This is a genomic window from Aedoeadaptatus nemausensis, assembly GCF_903819165.1.
Lineage (GTDB): Bacteria > Bacillota > Clostridia > Tissierellales > Peptoniphilaceae > Aedoeadaptatus > Aedoeadaptatus nemausensis.
The window spans coordinates 1-17,490 of record NZ_CAIJCS010000016.1; the positions used below are offsets into that span (position 1 = coordinate 1).

At 44.2% G+C, this 17,490-nt stretch carries 13 protein-coding genes and 1 pseudogene; 2 read left to right on the forward strand and 12 right to left on the reverse strand.

Features of this window, described 5'->3' with window-relative positions; genetic code table 11:
• Window positions 1-413: 413 nt before the first annotated feature.
• Window positions 414-1,316, reverse strand: coding sequence for a DegV family protein (locus PEPTYR26121_RS03500; RefSeq protein ID WP_180499281.1), 903 nt, complete (start codon window positions 1,314-1,316; stop codon window positions 414-416).
• A 259-nt stretch (window positions 1,317-1,575) separates the two neighbouring features.
• On the opposite strand from PEPTYR26121_RS03500, the gene PEPTYR26121_RS03505 reads away from it, so the two are divergent.
• Window positions 1,576-2,238, forward strand: a complete 663-nt coding sequence (locus tag PEPTYR26121_RS03505; protein WP_180499283.1) for a hypothetical protein — start codon at window positions 1,576-1,578, stop codon at window positions 2,236-2,238.
• A gap of 37 nt (window positions 2,239-2,275) precedes the next feature.
• Here PEPTYR26121_RS03505 and PEPTYR26121_RS03510 read toward each other — a convergent pair whose 3' ends face one another.
• From PEPTYR26121_RS03510 to guaA, 11 genes and pseudogenes are all read right to left on the reverse strand, one after another.
• Window positions 2,276-2,701 carry a hypothetical protein gene (locus PEPTYR26121_RS03510; protein ID WP_180499285.1) on the reverse strand — a complete coding sequence of 142 codons (426 nt, stop codon included), beginning with the start codon at window positions 2,699-2,701 and terminating at the stop codon, window positions 2,276-2,278.
• A gap of 3 nt (window positions 2,702-2,704) precedes the next feature.
• Window positions 2,705-3,862, reverse strand: a complete 1,158-nt coding sequence (locus tag PEPTYR26121_RS03515) for an ArgE/DapE family deacylase (RefSeq protein WP_180499287.1) — start codon at window positions 3,860-3,862, stop codon at window positions 2,705-2,707.
• Between the two features lie 11 nt (window positions 3,863-3,873).
• Entirely contained in the window at window positions 3,874-5,148 is a 1,275-nt protein-coding gene (locus PEPTYR26121_RS03520; RefSeq protein ID WP_180499289.1) for an MFS transporter, read from the reverse strand.
• A 352-nt stretch (window positions 5,149-5,500) separates the two neighbouring features.
• Window positions 5,501-6,499 (reverse strand): hypothetical protein, encoded by a 999-nt coding sequence (locus PEPTYR26121_RS03525; protein ID WP_180499291.1) that lies wholly within the window; start codon window positions 6,497-6,499, stop codon window positions 5,501-5,503.
• Window positions 6,496-8,190: a hypothetical protein gene (locus PEPTYR26121_RS03530; RefSeq protein WP_180499293.1), complete on the reverse strand. Its 1,695-nt coding sequence runs from the start codon at window positions 8,188-8,190 to the stop codon at window positions 6,496-6,498. The genes PEPTYR26121_RS03525 and PEPTYR26121_RS03530 overlap by 4 nt, the downstream gene beginning before the upstream one ends.
• Entirely contained in the window at window positions 8,187-9,659 is a 1,473-nt protein-coding gene (locus tag PEPTYR26121_RS03535; RefSeq protein ID WP_180499295.1) for a hypothetical protein, read from the reverse strand. The genes PEPTYR26121_RS03530 and PEPTYR26121_RS03535 overlap by 4 nt, the downstream gene beginning before the upstream one ends.
• A gap of 160 nt (window positions 9,660-9,819) precedes the next feature.
• Window positions 9,820-11,805 carry a DUF2075 domain-containing protein gene (locus PEPTYR26121_RS03540; RefSeq protein ID WP_180499297.1) on the reverse strand — a complete coding sequence of 662 codons (1,986 nt, stop codon included), beginning with the start codon at window positions 11,803-11,805 and terminating at the stop codon, window positions 9,820-9,822.
• A gap of 108 nt (window positions 11,806-11,913) precedes the next feature.
• Window positions 11,914-12,867, reverse strand: a complete 954-nt coding sequence (locus PEPTYR26121_RS03545) for a putative ABC transporter permease (RefSeq protein ID WP_180499299.1) — start codon at window positions 12,865-12,867, stop codon at window positions 11,914-11,916.
• A 571-nt stretch (window positions 12,868-13,438) separates the two neighbouring features.
• Window positions 13,439-13,624, reverse strand: a complete 186-nt coding sequence (locus PEPTYR26121_RS03550) for a DUF4926 domain-containing protein (RefSeq protein ID WP_180499301.1) — start codon at window positions 13,622-13,624, stop codon at window positions 13,439-13,441.
• A 175-nt stretch (window positions 13,625-13,799) separates the two neighbouring features.
• Window positions 13,800-14,831 (reverse strand): annotated as a pseudogene (locus tag PEPTYR26121_RS03555) (ISL3 family transposase); the annotation flags it as partial.
• Between the two features lie 416 nt (window positions 14,832-15,247).
• Window positions 15,248-16,780, reverse strand: a complete 1,533-nt coding sequence (guaA, locus tag PEPTYR26121_RS03560) for a glutamine-hydrolyzing GMP synthase (protein ID WP_180499305.1) — start codon at window positions 16,778-16,780, stop codon at window positions 15,248-15,250.
• Between the two features lie 126 nt (window positions 16,781-16,906).
• On the opposite strand from guaA, the gene PEPTYR26121_RS03565 reads away from it, so the two are divergent.
• Window positions 16,907-17,464: a helix-turn-helix domain-containing protein gene (locus tag PEPTYR26121_RS03565; protein ID WP_180499307.1), complete on the forward strand. Its 558-nt coding sequence runs from the start codon at window positions 16,907-16,909 to the stop codon at window positions 17,462-17,464.
• Window positions 17,465-17,490 lie beyond the last annotated feature (26 nt).

Below are 17,490 nucleotides of genomic sequence, written 5' to 3' on the forward strand. Positions count from 1 at the left end.
CACCCCTCCGAAGGTCACGATAGCGATCGCAGGACCCGTATGGCGACGCTCCTCCGGCGCCCTCCCCAATAAAAAAAGGCCGACGTTCGCCGGCTCTTTTCATGAATTATAAATTTATAAGCTTTCAGGTACGAGGGAAAGATCGTCGATCACCCCTCCGAAGGTCACGATAGCGATTCCAGGACCCGTATGGCGACGCTCCTCCGCGCCCTCCCCAATAAAAAAAGGCCGACGTCCGCCGGCCCTTTTCATGAATTATAAATTTATAAGCTTTCAGGTACGAGGGAAAGATCGTCGATCACCCCTCCGAAGGTCACGATAGCGATCGCAGGACCCGTATGGCGACGCTCCTCCGGCGCCCTCCCCAATAAAAAAAGGCCGACGTCCGCCGGCTCTTTCCATGAATTATGAATTTATAAGCTTTCAGGCACGAGAGAAAGATCGTGGATTACCCCTCCGAAGGTCACGATAGCGATCTCAGGGCCGGTGTGGGCGCCAATAATGCTCCCGACGCGAAGAGATGTTACGATGTTTTCTTCCTTCACGCCCATTTCATCGATTAAAAAGCGCTTAATGGCATCCACTCGCTCCTCCCAATCGCCGCCATAGACATAGACCGTCTGATTCGGATTGAAGACGCCCCCTTCGCTCTTGCTGTTCATATAGTTTTTAAGCTTTTTAAACAGCCCCTTGAGGCCCCGGTGCACGTCGATTACCTTTAATTCTCCGGTTTCTTTGTTGGTTTCTAATACCGGAAAAATCTGAAGCATGCCGCCGGCCACTTTCGTCGCCTTGGACACGCGGCCACCGCGATGCAGGTAATCTAAGCTTCCCACGGTAAAAAATTCGAAGCTTTCGGTTTTATTTTTTTCGATATACTCCACTATACTGTCTAGACTTTCTCCTCGGCTTCTTAAAACAGACGCCTTAATGGCTAAAAGACCTTCGCCGAAGCTGGCAGCGCGAGAATCTATAACCCGAAGTTTCCCGGGATATTCCTTTTCCAGCTCTCGCTGTAACAACGACGCCCCTTCCCATGTACCGGATAAAGCTGAAGACAGGGCGATATAGAGAATCTCGTCTCCCGCCTCCAAGTATTTCCGGAAAGTGGATTCCATGAGGGGAGCCGACACGCGGGAGGTGGAATAGTGCACACCCGAACGCATATTATCGTAAAAAGTATCCACATCCATGCTACGACCCGCTTCAAATTCGTGATCGCCGTCGGTTAAACCGATGGGCAGTACCTGGATATCATAAGTTTCGCGCATAATAAAGGTTAGATCTGCGCCGTCATCTGTAAAAATTCGTAACATCCATGTCTCCTTTATGTAGTGTATAGGTATAAGCGCACAAATCCATGCGCCAAAATAGCATTTCATTTGGTTTAAATATCTTTATTCAGTTTAAATCCTAGACCTTATAAAGTCAACGGATCCATGTCATTGCCAATATAAAGAGATGAATTCCCGTCCACATGTTTAAATAGCCCCAAAAGAGGTATATATTAACTATAGCTTGTAAAAAGATATTGTTTTACACCATTAACAGTACATTATTCTAGGAGGAATTTATTTGAAACGCACACTTAAAACAGGCGCTCTCGCCTTAGCACTTACCTTAACCCTCGCAGGCTGCGGCAACAAAGCCGAACAGGCGGCCAATAACGCCCAAGCGGCAGCCAATAAAGCGGAGCAGGCGGCCAACGAAGCCATTAACCAAGCCGAAGATACTGCCAAAAACGCTGCCGACGGGGCAGAAGATGCCGTCAACGCTTTCAGAGCAAAAGTAGATACCACAAGCGGTACCTTCGACCTTGCCAAATACAAAGAAGGCATGGAAGAAGTTAAAAAGCTTGACGACAACGACGCCAAGGGCACCATCTACAAAATGACCGACGAAAACGGCGATTACTACCTCTACGAAGGAGAAGAAAACGCCGAAGGTTACAAGACCGTGGCCTATCTTTCCACAAAAGACGGCAAGGTAATGGATACTTTCTATAACTTCATCGACAAGGACAATCAACTGAGAACCAACGACGAAGAGTATATTAAGAACACCTTGGATCAAACGGGCAACGACATGGCGAAAACTGTGGCCTATTTCGAAGAAATGCTCGCCAAACCGGAAGTCGACGATTTAGACGACACCAAGGTAAAAGGCGTTGAACAAATCAAAGAAGAATTCGAAGAAATCGCCGACGAGTTATTCGACGTGGCCGGTCTCGACAACTAAAAGCAAAAGCGACCCTCGGGTCGCTTTTTTATTGCACTTATTCATAAACTACATATTCTACGGAGCCCGTAAAATAAAAATCCATGGTCATTTCCTTCACTTCCTCGCCCAACCAGTAAAAGCCGTTTACATAATAGGAGCGAAAGCCGTCGTATTCGCTGTAGATTTCGATGGCGGCGCTTTCTTCGAAACGGGGAAGAAAATCCTCCAGGGTCATTTTTTCCCCTGAAAAGCGCCCTATATTTTCCACTCTCCCGAAATCGATCATATAAACATAGGAATCGTCGAAGGAAACACCGGTTATTAAAAGATCGCCGTTCACCCCGTCATTTTTTTCAATATCGGCGTAGCCGTAATCCGTCTTTAGGAAAAGATCGTCTCCTCGCCGTTCCATGGCGATAATGCGTGCGTCGTGGAGCGAAAAACGCTGATCCGGGGCTTTCTTTCGAGTGAAATTTGTCATGAATTATTTTGCCAAAAATGTAAGGGCCGTGTCTTTAAAGATGCGGATCGTATCCACATATTCATCCAGCTCGATATACTCATCCACCACATGGGCCTGTTGGGTAAGCCCCGGGCCGTAGACCAGGAGCTGAATATCGTCTGAAATATGAATAAAGCGGGAGAGCTCGCAGGTGCCGATCAAGGGCTTGATCTTTACATTTTTATCCGGCGCCGATTCGATAAGGGCGTCGATTAAGTCGTTTTCCCTGGACGCTTCCGCCGGGTCCAGCACTTGAATAAGTTCCAAGCTTAATTTGGCGCGGCTTTCGTCTAGGTTGTTTTCTTCAATAGCTTTTTCCAAAAGAGCGATGGCTTCTTCCGATGCAAATTCCGGTACCGTTCGAATATTGCCCTTTACTACGGCCTTGTCCGGCACGGAGTTAAATTGCACGCCCCCTTCGATCATAGAAAATACATTGAGGGTCGAGCCCAGGTTTTTATTTTGAAGAGCGGGATCGGCGGTTACCGCGTCGAATGCGTCTTGCACCTTACGGATAAAATCCGCCAGCGCCATAATGGCGTTAATGCCGATTTCCGGCATGGAAGAGTGGGCGGCTTTCCCCGCCGAGTGAACTTCATACATAATAGAGCCCTTGGAGGCGAAAATGCCCTGGTTTTCCCCGTCGCGCTTTGTGGGCTCGGGGGTGATAATGGCGTCTACCTCGTTTAAATAGCCGCCTTCCACTAAATCGAGGGCACCTTGCATGCCCACCTCTTCGCCGACAGTACCGATAAACCAGATTTCCCCGGCGAACTCTGTTTTCGATTCGATAATATCCAAAAGCATGTAAATTCCCGCCGCCACGCCGGCCTTCATATCGCAGGTGCCGCGGCCGTACATTTTATTGCCTTCAATGACCCCTTCAAAGGGCGGATGGGTCCAACCTTCTCCGGCAGCCACCACATCCAAGTGCCCCGAAACGGCGAAGATCTTGCCCTTTTCCTTGCCCTTCAATTTGACGATCACATTGGAGCGGCCCGGGTAAGAGTCTACAATTTCCGTCTCCACATTGTCGTAATCCTTAAATAAATCGGCGATATAGTGGGCGACTTCTTCTTCGCCGTCGTTTACCGATTTAAATTGTATAAGATCCCTTAAAATAGGAATATATTTTTCCATAACTGCCTCCTTTATTTTTCGCTTTTTCCTTGGAAAGGTTCCGCATTTTTATGTGCGAGGAACCAGAAAAAGCCCGTTAAGACGGCAAGACCGATGTTGATGAGCCAAGCCAGGTAATAGGTTCCCGAAGAGTCGAAAATAAACGACACCAGGAGCGGGCCGAAAGCCGCACCGATTTGGGTGGACGATTGTACAAAGCCGTAGGCTTCTCCGTACATAGTGCGCCCGTAAATAGAGGATGTGACCAAGGGCGGCAGAACCGATCCCAGGGCGAGCCCGAAGCCGAAAACGACGGCCACGAGCCAAGGTCCCCACACTTGCCCCGCAAAGAGCATGGACACAAAACTTAAGGCCAGAGTGCCGGCGCCGAAAATAAGGGCGTGATAAATGCCGTATTTATCGGCGATACGTCCCAATAAAAGCTTTCCGAAGACGCCGATTAAGAGATAAATGGACACCACCGTGCCCGCCGTTTGAAAGCCCGCAGCTTCCTGAAGGGCCGGCGGAAACTGAAGGGACGCGCCATTGGCCAGACCGTTCATAACCGAACCTAAGAGAAGGAAAATAAAAAAGCTGCAGGAAAGAGATGCGCTGATGGATAGCCCGACGTTTAGAGATTTATTGGAATCCACAGAAGGGTTCGCCAACTCCTCATCTTCCCCTTTATAGCCGTAGGGCTTCAATCCCTTGTCTTCCGGCCGCAAATAAATCAAAAAGAAACCGAACACTACGGCAAGAGCGAGAATAATAAGGGCGTACACCCGATAAGACATTCTCCAGCCTACGCCGGCGATCAGTCGATTAATAAGCGGGCTTAAAAGAGCGCCCCCTGCGGAAATTCCCGACACGGCAATGGAGGTGGCGAGGCCTTTTTTCTCCGAAAACCAGTTGTTGATGAGCATCATCATGGGAATTTGCGCCGTGGTAATGTAGGCGGCGCCTACGACGAGGCCCAGGGCGTAAAAGTGAAATTTACTTTGCGCCAAGGAATAGCCGAAGACGGCGAGGCCGAAAGTAATGGCCGCCCCCGTCCAAATCCGCTTAAAATTATATTTCGTAAGAATCACCGAAATAACAGGCCCCAGAAAAATCCCCACGGCCTGGGTAATGGTGCCCGTAAAAGAAAAAGCCGTTCTGGAGAAGCCGAGCTCGTTGGTGACGGCGATCTGCCAGCTGTTGGATAGGGAATTCACCACGGGCACGTAGACGCCCAAAACAAAAGTCGCTACCACTAAAATCACCCAGGCGTAATGGAAACCACCCTCACGCTTTATTTCATTATCCATAAAAACCCCCTATCTATAACACGTACATGATTTGGCTTTATTATACCCTTTAAACAAAAATAAACCTAAATTTATTGCAATGTAGATAATTTTACGATTATGTGGTGAAGAAAAAAAGCCCCGAAGGGCTTAGTTTGTAAAAATTTAAAAACAGACTACAGATCATCCATGACATGCTCTCCTCGGCTGTCGTTCGCCCAAATATAATACCCTTCGATTCCACAAAACCGATAAAGGCATCCCAAAAATCATCATATGTTATATTGGGAGAAACTATAACACAGCCATTAATTTCAAATTCCTTATCCACCCCATTTCCTAACCTTAAGCCACGAGAAATCATTTACACCTTTTATTGTTCAATACTGTATCCTAATCTCTTCAACATTTCCGTGCACAATTCAACCATCGTATTTTCCATAATAAACTCATGGCGATCGGTAAATCCGTTTTTCGGCCACGCACTCAATAGCAGAAAATAATACTCCCTGTTGGGTAGATCTCCGTTAATTATGAGTTGGGTGTATTGTCGATCAATTTTTTGAAACGTTGCGATCATCGGGTGTCCGAGACAGTATTTTAATGCAATGTAGAGACGTCGGTCTTCAAACCCCGACATGTGCTCTTCTCCCGCTCTATTCGGAGGCATCGGGGCATAAAAAAGCTTGCCTCGGTCACTCTTCATTACACGGTAAATCGTGTTGTCGTCCGAGCTTTTTGCTATACCTACTCTTGATTTCAGAGCTCTTCTCCAGGAGCGACTCAGTTTTTCATTTGATTCTATGTCAAAGAATAAAAGGTCTCCAAAGGGACACGGCTTAAAATCTAGCGGATCATAGTACAAGGCTACGTATTGACGGGGAGACAGGTCGTCTCTTATCAAAAGATCGTACAAAAAGATGGGCCGTCCGGATTCGCACGTATAGATGCCCAGACCGCTTATTTTATAATCCGTATCGGGCAGACCTAAATGCAGGTGTAGATTTTTTGATATCGAAATGGTCTCTTGACCGGTATTTAAAATGTCGCGATTGTTCTCGAGAGTTATGATATAGCCTGTCTCCTCATACACATTCCGTATGAACTGCCCCAGATTAAAATAAGGCGAGTGCACTAGAAACTCTTCAGATTCACGAGCAAGGTCCAGATATTCTTTCAATAAGTCATTCACCGCCCGTGTAAGTCCTTTTTTACTCATGCCATAAGTACCTTCTCTTATAGATGCTGCAGAGTGAAGACACCACAAGCCGAGAGCAGAATAGATGATTCGATAGGCGTAGGATGAAAGGGATTCGTCATCATAAAATTGAAGATCCATATCCTTAGCCATTACTTTTAAAAGTTCATTCATTTGCCAAACCACTCCAACATACTTTTCTTCTGTAGGCTCTTTCCGTTAACACCTGCGTATTGATCCAGCCTTTTTGATTCCACATAGGGACTAATACCTAAAACTTTCGATGTATAAGGTAAAAGGGTAAATAATAGAGTTGCATCGAGGGCGTCTCCATCTTCTAAGGATGTAATCATAGATCGCACGACCTCTTCGCTTAATCCGCATTCTTTCCCGATTTCAAGTAGAATCGATTGCTTTTTAGCGACAACGGTTTTTTCATCTTCTTCGTAAATATCCTCCTCTAAAGCGGAAGGATCTTCTTTCAATTTCTGGCTTTTCGCCATAAAATCATAACCGTCGAAATTTATATAGTGAGCATAATTTAGAACTTCCGGCGGAACGTAAAATAATGTTCTTTCTGCAGGATACGTCACGATTATTATTTTGTCACGATAATGGCTGAGAAGCGTCAATAAATTAAGCTCTTCCGCGCTACCGATAACATTATGTATGCACCACACTCGTTCAGATAAATTATCCAGTAGAGATTTGAAATCGATAAGTGACATTTCGTAGGAATAATGGATGGAGACGGCGGTCGATTTCCCGCTCAGGGTGTTTGCTAAGCAATTTGCCAGGTTGATGCCCTGGAAGGTCTTTACCAATAGAGGAACTCCTGTAAAAGCTACAGATTCTATGTATTGCAAGAATAGATCATAGGTTGGATCTGACTCCTTAAACCCCATACTTTTGAGATTGTACTCGAAAAACTCTTCAAATATTTCCATTTCCTGCGGTCGTACAGGTTCCTTATGAGGCCATTGCAATGAAACTTCTAAACGATTCGCTCCTTGATCTGATCTTTCATCTTTACGATAAGATTCTAAAAGAACTTGCATATCCTCAACCGTTTGACCATATTCTTTTCTTAAAACTCCCATAGATTCTTCCAACTGCAAGGTATGGGCCCGGAGTTTTTTGAATTTTTCCTCTAAATCTTCACAGTATAAGAGCGTCTCTTCTAAACGTTTAACCGTTTCTCCCTCTTTGTTTTTATAGTGATCCCACTCTTCTTTCAACTCTTCTACAGCGGATGACAGATTCACTATAACCTCGTCTTTTTGATCTCCTTTTTCTTCGTAGCCTTTCAGCCGCGCTTCAAGCTCATTGAAGCTTTCTCTCAGCTTGATTTCTTCTTGCTCTCCGCTAAGTAACTCATTTTCCAGCGATTGAATAACATCTTCCCGTTCGCGATCTTCCCTGCTCTTTTCTTTGTTCATCTCTTTCAATTGAGATGTATAATGCTTTTCGCGACGAATGGCCGCTCCCATCAACTGAATATACTCTTTCGACGGCTCTTCTTCTATCAATTGATAAAACAAATCGACTTTTTCAGAAAATATTGAGTCGGAAAGACGTTCAATATAAATCTCGTAATCCTCTTCTTGTTGACCCGATGTCGTCGTAATATGTTCAATCTCTATCTCGATAAATCTAATGAGAAAAATTCTTATAAACGGATCACGACGATGACGAACTAAGATATTTTCTACTTGTCGATCGGATAATGATTTAGCACGAAACCCCTTTTCCAGTCTCTGAAAGTCTTTTGGATGCTTGTTAAAAAAATCTTTCGCAAGATATGCAGGAATTTTAGAACAAATATATTGCCATTGCACATCTGTTAACGCTTCTATCGATTTCATAGTCTTCCCTCCTCCAGATAGCTCTTCACCACGCTATTGATTCTTCCCCTTTTCTTACAACGTTCCATGTAAGGGGACATATAATCTCTATAACTTAGTTTTTCTAAGTTCTCAGGATCACAAAATTCTTCTTTAGGATAGTAGCGAAGAATATCAAGCAACAAATCTTCTTTAGAAATCTTACGGCGCCCTTTCGGTAATATTATTTTCCTCGGATGTCGATTTTTATAGCCGATTATTACAGAGTCTTTGGATAGGTTTATTTCCTCTCCGGGCGATAAGAGTCTGCAGCCTTTCTCGAATAAGTAAAATTCGTAGTCCTGTAAGATTGCAAAAGGCCCATCCAGCTCTTGCGGATCTTCATTCATAATGTCCAACACTTTACAGCGTGTCGCTAAGTTTTCTTCGATCTCCGAATAGTGATTCTCCTGGTTCTGCACGCTCTTTCTTAAAATCGTAAAGTTTACGTTTTTTTCATGAATATAAATCCTATCAAATAAACTCATCCTTGTAATACTTGACGATTCTTTCAACTGCATGTATGAGGAGCACTCTGTGTTCTTAAATTCCTCGATCGGAAAACTAGATTTTACATAGATTGAATCTTGATCAGTCACAAAGTGTTCGTCAACCATTTTAGATGGCGGCCACAAGAGATAAAGAGACTCCAACTTTTCAATAGTATATTGACCTAAAAACTCATTTAAACTTCGGCTTTTTTCGATAATAACTACTTTTAATCCGTAAAAAACTTTCCCAAGAATTGAATACTTTGAGATTCCGTCGATGCAAGTAACCTCATTGAATTTTTTTAATTTTTTAAGTTTATTGCGATCAGTTGACAGCACAAGGTAGGTCGTCTTTAAGTAGAGAACGTCTCCCTCTATCTTTTTAAATTTTTCTTTTTTTAAAGTTTCTCTGAAAAAATAGAACCCTGCATCATTAGTAAAGGTACTAATAATAGATGTTGTTTCGCCTATACAGAGTTCGTATTTTAAAGCCGATTTATTAATCTCGAAAAAGTGTCTCGTCTCCGGCTTAAACGTTTTCGGCGTAATGTATGTAGAGAGAATAAGATCTCTTCTCGGGATCGTATAAATATCCACTCGCTTATTCGCTTTATAAAACTCATCTATTTCTTCAGCACTGAACTTGATGCCAAATTCAAGTTTCGAACGGTATGTATTAAAGTACAGGACTTGTCGATGATTTTGTAATTTCTTTCTTATCCTTTCAAAATCACCCGCCTGCACATTCCCCGTATAGGCTTCGCATAGTTCGTGATCGCCACCTCGTTTATGTTTAAAGTAAGGTGTCGTAGTCTTGCTGTTTGCAGCTGCTAGGGTAACGTACTCTTCGCAGCAAATACACCGGTAACGGAAATAGAATCGTTCACTGGCTTTTATATCCCTCGCCGATTCTACTGCATAAACCATTCTATTGTTCTTTTCATCATATGCCTTGTCCATTTATCTCACCTACTATCTAGTGGTATGTATTTCCGTTGAAAATAACGTCGATAGGGTCATTTCAATATAGCCTGCGGTCTAAGTCTCAAATCTATTCTATAGACTAAGTCAAACATCTAATTTTATAAACAGCCCTCTCCTCCCTAGGCCTGACCACATATCAAATTTCCTCTATCCCTATTCCCTTTAAATACTCGTAAGTTCCGTCGTAAAAAGCTTTCTGTCTCGTTTGGTCGCTTTCACTTCCCCTCGGAATAAAAAGGATCATCCCTTGGCGAGAGCGTGTCAACAGTACGCGATAGGAGTTTTTAAGATAAAGCTGATCTTCTCGCTTATTTTTATTGATCCATCTAGAACCTTTGAATAATTTATACTCCCATTTTCCGTCAACTAATCGCAAGTCTGCATCCCACGCTACGATGGCATAATCGAGCTCTAACCCTTGTACATCGAATTCCGTCACCACATCTTCTAGAGCGTAGCTAGACCTCACGTCTTCTTTCCCGTTTAAAAACCAATGACTCACATCGATTTTATTCTTTACGAAGATCCCTTCAGGCTTTAAGCGCAAGGCACCGCTCGTGGCGAGGAGTCCGTAGCGCTGAGATCCTCTCGCTTTTGCACGTACCCATTCCTTGGCCCGATCTAAATCTCTCGTTATCATGATAGAGTATTGGCTGCGAATTTTAGCGTAACTTTCTTTGGCCCTTTCCTCGTCGAGATCGAGCATGGATTTAATAAAATCGGCCATATCTGGCGATCGAAATGAGCGCAGCGAAACAGAAAGATGAAGATCTTCTAAAGTGGTTATATTTAAATCCTTCGTCATACCTTCCCAGGTATTGCCGATGACGTATTCTTCTTTTAAATCAGAAGATACATAAACGTCCCAGTCTTTAAAACGATGATTTAGGGCACGGAACCATTCCGGCAGTCCCCCTTCTCCGTCGTGTATCTCTTGGCCCCCTCCCACTAAGCAGACGAGAACTCCCCAATCTCGATGGCGATCCAATGTACTAATGAGAAATTCCGGCTCGCTATAAGGGAAATCCGTAATCCCTTTTTTATCTTTCATAAAACGTGCAATTTTTTCAGCATTCCACGATCGCTGCGCCTCGTCGTATATCACCACGTGCTCCGGCGGAACCTTGTCATTATTTACGAAAGAATCCCGATACTTATGTATAATTTGTATAAAGGCATCGACGGAACGCCGAACGTCGCTTTTTTTTGCTTTTATTCCCTGAATCTCTAGGTGGCTTATTTTATCTCTTACCAATGCCTCTTTTAAAACCTGTACCAAAGGGTAATTCCCCGCTAAAAAGATCGCGTGCTCTCCCTCTTTTGCATCCGCTCTTTGCGTGCTTAGATTGAGGCCGACCAACGTCTTACCCGCTCCGGGAACGCCTGTAACGAAACAAATAGACTTTCTTCGGTTCTGCTTGCTTTCGTCGATGATCTTATTAATGGCATCGGTGGTGATGGTGATGTTCTTAGCTCCGGCATCGTTTCGCGTAATATCCTCTACATCGTGATCGGTATAAAGAGCTTGAGCTGCTTCGATAATAGTCGGCGTAGGACGATAGGCGCTCTCGATCCAGTCTTCATAAGAAAATGGTGCCTGCGAAAAGCGAGAAGAAATTTCTTCGATTAGCTTCCCGATCTCAGAACTATTGCACTTCAGCGGCTCGACAACTCCACTTTCTACTTTTAACTTCTTCTCAACAGCGGGAGCTTCCGTCGCTATTAAAATGGGAACGATCAGCCTGTCCCTGCTCTCCTCGTGGAAATTTTTTAGATCTAGAGCGTAGTCATATACTTGATCATAATCTCCGCTGTAATAATATTCGCTACCACATTTAAACTCTAAAACAAAGATAATGTTTTGATATAAGACGATGCCATCCACACGCTTGCCCATGCGAGGAATAGTGTATTCGAATAGAATTCTGGAATCTTCATCTTTTAAAGGGAGCGCAGCGAGTTCTCTTTTCAAAATCTCGATTTCTTCTTTCCAAGTATTCTTTTGAAGTAGCCTCGTACTTTCCGACGCATCATTTCCCGTAATAATCCCCAGGATGGTCTCAGGACTATCATCTATAAATTTACGAACTCCAGATTCGTAGTATGCATTTAATCGTTTCATGTGAACTCCTTCATGATAAAGTGCTGACTAATTTTGATTATATCATTCTCTCCACTTTACAAGGAAAAATCCCCAAAACCGATCTTTTCGATTTTTGGGGATTTCTTTTTACTCATTTTTCAACAGCCGATAACGGCGCTCTCTATTTTCAATAATTTCTTTATTCCCGTTAACGGCTTCTTCCAGCATTTGAATATCGCCTGCATCTCCTTTTTTAAGTAAGTCGATAATCTCATCCTGCTTTTCTATAATCTCCCGCTGCAAGCTCCATGTCGTCGTAAGGTTTTTGCGGGCAGCTTCCCGACCGGCGAGTGTTCTTTCCTCGAGAACTTCGACTTTTTCTTCGGCTAGAAGGCGAATGGCCTCCCCTTCTTTACGAATACGCTCCAGTCGCGCCTTTACCTCTTCCGTACGGAAGGTCAGCTCGGGATAAGCGTCCATAATCCGCTTATGGAAGACGGAGCGGTTTTCCAGGAGGTAGCGGACTTCGGCGGCGATCTCTTCGCTTTTATTCGATCGGCTCTCTTCCACCCCTCGTTTCAAGAGATTCATTATGAAATAACTCATCAAGACGTCGGCAAGGAAAAGGATGGAAACGGCCGTTAAAAGGGCGCTAAAAAAGATCGGTTCAAATCGCGATGCCATGGCGAGGAATCGAGGGTTCAATATTTCCGCAATAGCGACGCCTCCCAGGCCGAAGAGGATCAGATTGCCGATCCATACGCGGCCGTGAAGGTTCATAGGCTTTTGAGTGTAATCCCACCAGCGGGCGTGAAAATATTTTTCCAGTATGTAGCTCGTAGCATATTCCAACAGGCCACAAAGAACGAAGGCGATGAGAAAACTCATGGCCCAGGAACGCTCGAAAGAAGAGAGCATCCCACACCCTACTGTAATCAAAACGGCTCCGGCGCCGTAAATGGGACAATAGGGCCCGATGAGGAAGCCTCTGTTAATGAAGCGATGATACTGCAAGTATTTCAAAAAAACTTCCGTGACCCATCCTAAAAATGAGTAAATAAAAAACAGCCACAAAAGCTGCCATAAGCCGACATTTGCCATGGCATCCTTCCTTTCTAAGATTAAAATCTCTATTATTTTATATCTTACCCTCCTATAAAACAGAAGACCAGGTTCTTTTTACATTTTATTTATCTAAAAGCTCCAGTTGTTTTAATCATCTAAAATAGGTAAATAGCTCCGTTTCTTCGGAAAATTTTTAGCAAAAAAATGACCGCGACTTCCTTAAGCTACGGTCATTTGCTTTTATTTACTTTTACTCTCGTTCTTCTTTTCCAACTGTACGATATTTCTCAAACCATTCACAATACTAGATTCTATTTTTTAAATATCACTGAACTCATGTAGTTATAGGACGTTTTCAGATTTTAGTCCCGTCCCGGTACCGGAAGAAAATATAATTTCATAAATGTGATCTTTAAGAAAAATCATAATATAACTTCTCAAATTAAAAAATTAGATTTCCTTAGTCCTGTTGCTGAAATTACCCTGTCCTTTGTAACTTAATGATAGAAGACATGGTGCTTAACAAAGTTGTTTTTTCAAATAGATATAAGAATAGAGCTTGTACGATTGTTTTTTACAAGCTCTATTTACAATGGTTTAAATTCTATTAGAATGACTCTATTAGGTCTAATTTTCTTAAAGGAGTCATGACTACATCTATCGTATCTCCATCTTTATCAAAAAATTCAACTTCACAATTTTTATCATCATAAAGTAAAACAATAGTTCCCTTTGTCCCTTGACTTATTTCTTTGTAATCATCTTTCAATCTTACAACATCTAATTCTTTCATTAAATCACCTCTTATCTGGATAAACTGTAATAATCCTATATTTTGTTTTCCCTGAATCTTTTTGGAAAATGCAAACAACATTAGCAGTAATTTCTTTGTTATTTTTGGTTCTATGTCAACCATTGGGGAGTCTAGTGAAAACTAGGCTCCTTTTTGTTTTCCCGTAGATCTTAAATCACTCGTCTTCCGCACAGACCAAGAGTAACTTGGTTCTGAAATGATGAAAGTTGCGCATGCCAAAAGCGACACGCTTCACTGTCTTAATCTTGTTGTGTATTCCTTCTACATAACCGTTATTCCAGGGATAGTCAAAGCTGTTGGTAATCTCATCGAACCAGTTTCTGTAAGCACGCAAGCAGTAGCGCCATTCTTTTTGTCCGCTCTTTTCGGCATCGTCCATCCATTGCCTCAGGGCTGTCATGGCAGAGGTTTTGTTTTGTTGTGAAAGGACGTAGGTATAAAAACCTTCTTTTAAGATATAAGCTGTCCGAATGGCATCACTCTTTTCGAGCATGATGGCGACAAGGTTCTTCTCGTCTTCTGTTAAGTGCTTCGCCGGCTTCTTCAATAGACTGCGGCTCCTTTTAAACCATTTCCTTTCCGTCACCGTCATCCGTTTCTGTTCCCGCTTCCTAACATTTTCCAACGCCCAATGGATTTGACGAATGAAATGGTACCGGTCGATGACATGGGTACTTTGCGGAAAGAAATTCTCCTTAACAGCTTTAAACGTGCTACACATATCGCTGACAAAGATTTCAACCCCTTGTCGTTCCTCACGATCGATGGAAGAAAAATAGTCGGCTAAATCCTTGCCATAGCGAGTGGGAAGAATATCCACAATTTCTCTAGCTTCTCCGTCAGCTAAAGTCGTTTGGTACTTGCTCCCACCACTGTCGCCCTTAAATTCATCCATACAAAAGACACGAGGTAATCTTTTACGCGGTATAAATAAACACGATACAATACGAAAAATACTCGTCAATGAAATACCGACCTCCTTCGAAAGCTCGGCAACCGATCGAATATCCTTAAACGCATCCACCACATAAGCAATTAAACGCTTCGTCATTTGCTTGCCCTTGGCAGCAAAGGAAAGAGGTGCTTCAAAGCGCATTCCGCAATCCTTGCAATCATAACGGGTTTTACGCACACGAAGAAAGACATGTTTTCGACGCATCGGAGCATCCCGAAGCACCTGCTCCCGGTGATCGTGTACCTACGCATGGCACGAGCCGCAGTGAGGATACACCCGATCGTGGATGGGCTTGCAATCAATAACAATGCGATGTTTATCTTCTGAAACATCCATGACCTCAACATCTTGGATTCCTAAAAGTAATGTGTTAATATGACTGTGCACTTGTTTCCCCCCCTTTTATTATGTTGTGGTGATTTAATTTTAGGTGATTGGGAAAACAAGTGCTATCTTTTTGCACAAAAATATCCACTGAGGAGATGACTCCCCAATGGATATTTTAGAACCTTTTTTTGTCCAAATGTAAACCACTTGGAACTATTATTTAGTTTATTCTTTTTTACTTCCAGTACCATTTGAGTACCAGTGGCTATTTTTCATTGTCTTTATAGCTTATAATTAAGCCATTTTATAAAATTTTGCGACTATTCCCATTCAATAGTTGCCGGGGGTTTCGAGGTTATGTCGTAGACGATGCGGTTAATGTGTTCCACTTCGTTGACAATTCTCACGCTCACTTTATCCAGCACTTCGTAGGGGATGCGCGCCCAATCGGCGGTCATAAAGTCGGAGGTGGTGACGGCGCGAAGGGCCAATGTGTAATCGTAGGTTCTGAAGTCGCCCATAACGCCGACGCTTCTATTATTGGTTAAGACGGCGAAGTATTGATTGATATCGTGGTCCATGCCGGCTTTTGCGATTTCATCCCGGAAGATATAATCGGCTTCCCGCAGGATGTCGAGTTTTTCTTCGGTAATTTCGCCGATTACGCGAATGGCGAGGCCCGGTCCCGGGAAGGGTTGGCGCCAAACGAGTTTCGGATCCAGTCCGATGGTTTCGCCGAGTTTTCTTACTTCGTCTTTAAAGAGATCGCGAAGGGGTTCGATTAAGACTTTGAAATCTACGACAGCGGGAAGGCCGCCTACATTGTGGTGGCTTTTGATAACCGCCGCATCGCCCGCCCCGCTTTCGATGACGTCGGGATAGATGGTGCCTTGGGCCAAGAAGTCCACGGCGCCGATTTTTTTGCCTTCTTCTTCAAAGACGCGGATAAATTCTTCGCCGATGATTTTACGTTTTTGTTCCGGTTCCACCACGCCTTTTAAGCGATTTAAGAAACGGTCTTTGGCGTCCACGTGGACGAAGTGCATGCCCGTATCTTTAAAGGCTTCTTCTACTTCTTTGCCTTCGTCTTTACGCATAAGGCCGTGATCGACGAAGATGCAGGTAAGTTGATCGCCGATGGCGTCTGCCAGGAGTTTGGCACATACGGAGGAGTCCACGCCGCCTGAAAGGGCGAGGACGACTTTTTGATCGCCAACTTTTTTCTGTATGGCCGCTTTGGCTTCTTTGGCGTAATCTTCCATGTTCCAATCGCCTTTAGCGCCGCACACTTTTTTCAGGAAGTTGTCGATCATATCATGTCCGTTTTCCGTATGGTTCACTTCGGCGTGGAATTGGATGGCGTATATGTTTTTATCGCGGTTTTCCATGGCCGCCACGGGGCAGCTGTCCGTAGAGGCGACGGTGCGGAAGCCTTCCGGCAGCTCTTTTACGTAGTCGATGTGGCTCATCCAGGTGGTTTGTTCCACTTGCAGGCCGTCGAAGAGTTTGCTCGCCGGATCCACCATGGTCTTGGTCTTTCCGAATTCGCGGCGATCGGATTTTTCCACGACGCCGCCCAGGTTTTTCGCCACGAGTTGCATACCGTAGCATATGCCTAAGATGGGGATGTCGAGCTCGAAAATTTCAGAATCGATGTCCGGGCTTTTGTCGTCGTAAACGCTATTGGGCCCTCCCGTAAAAATGAGTCCGATGGGTTTTTCACGCTTAATGGCTTCCCATGCTTTTTGATAGGGTACCACTTCCGCGTAGACGTTTTTTTCCCGTACCCGTCGGGTAATCAGCTGATTGTATTGACCGCCGAAATCGACGACCAGTATTTTTTCTCTATCCATGGATCTACCTCCTATTTCGTTTTATTATAGCATAATCCTTTTCTCTCATGGATCGGATCCTTCTGTGGCGCGCCCTTAAATTTATGGTATACTATGTTTAATATATTATTTTAAGGGAGGTGTCTTATGTCGAGGAAGTTTTCCGGCCATAAAATCCGCGTGATGCGTAAAGAGCTCGGCATGAGTATTAAGGAATTGGCCGATGCGGCCGATCTTTCAACCGGCCTCATCAGCCAGATCGAACGGGATCTCGTGTCCCCTTCCGTCAATGCCATGCTTCGCATCGTCGATGCTTTGCACACGACCATGGGCGATTTTTTCGACGATGTCCCCTCGCACAAACGCCCGGTCATCTATCGCTGCGGGGAGCACAAGATGATCGACGAAAAGGAAATGCATCGAAGGGTGCGCGTGCTCTCGCCGCCGAAACATATTCACTACCAGGTGGTGGAGATGCGTTTTGAGCCCACGAAGAATTGGGAAGATGCCGTCTTATCCAGCCACGAAGGGCAAGAGTTCGGTTTCGTCCTCTCCGGCAGCCTTACCGTCGTCATCGACGATATTCCCTACGATATTCAATCCGGCGACAGTATCGCCTTCGATGCCACCTCGCTGCATACTTACATCAACACCTCCGAGGAACCGTGCCTCGCCCTTTGGACGTACACCGTGCCCATGTATTAAATAAAAACAGGTTCACTTTGTAGAGT